This window comes from Colwellia hornerae, from assembly GCF_007954355.1.
GTDB lineage: Bacteria > Pseudomonadota > Gammaproteobacteria > Enterobacterales > Alteromonadaceae > Colwellia_A > Colwellia_A hornerae.
The window spans coordinates 1-890 of sequence record NZ_VOLR01000092.1; the positions used below are offsets into that span (position 1 = coordinate 1).

At 41.9% G+C, this 890-nt stretch carries 1 protein-coding gene; it reads left to right on the forward strand.

Annotated features, from left to right (window positions below):
- Positions 1 to 890: IS256 family transposase (locus ESZ26_RS19085; protein ID WP_146910742.1), on the forward strand; the 890-nt coding region annotated here is incomplete at both ends.

The following is an 890-nucleotide window of genomic DNA, read 5'->3' on the forward strand; positions in this document are numbered from 1 at the left end:
GGTCAAGTTGAACTTGAAACCCCACGCGATAGAGAAGGAAGCTTTGAACCGAAATTAGTCAAAAAGAACCAAACACGATTTACGTCAATGGACGATAAAATCCTGTACCTGTATGCCAAAGGCATGACAACGAGGGAAATCGTTGATACGTTCAAAGAAATGTATGATGCTGACATTTCACCCACGTTGATATCTCGTGTCACCAATGCCGTGATAGAGGAAGTCATTGAATGGCAAGCCAGACCTTTAGATTCAGTCTATCCCATTGTTTACCTTGACTGCTTAGTCGTAAAAATCAGACAAGATAAACACGTTATCAATAAAGCTATCTATCTCGCTTTAGGGGTAAACATTGAAGGTCATAAAGAACTTCTCGGCATGTGGATATCGGAAAATGAAGGGGCTAAGTTCTGGTTGAACGTACTGACTGAGCTTCAGAACCGAGGGGTAAATGACATCCTCATTGCTTGTGTTGATGGCCTGAAAGGTTTCCCTGAAGCAATTAATACCGTATTCCCTCAAACCCAAGTTCAGCTCTGCATTGTTCATATGGTGCGTAATTCGATGAAGTATGTTCCCTGGAAAGATTACAAGGCTGTCACCGCTGATTTAAAGCGAATATATCAATCAGTAACAGAAGAAGAGGCACTCCTTGAACTCGATAATTTCTGCTTACGTTGGGATGATAAATACCCACAAATCAGTCGTTCTTGGCGAGCGCATTGGGCGAACCTAAATACGCTATTCAAATACCCTCAGGATATTCGCAAGGCCATCTATACAACGAATGCGATAGAGTCACTGAACAGTGTGATTCGAAAGGCGATTAAGAAACGTAAGCTATTTCCGTCTGATGATTCAGCGAGAAAAGTGGTTTATCTAGCGATAGA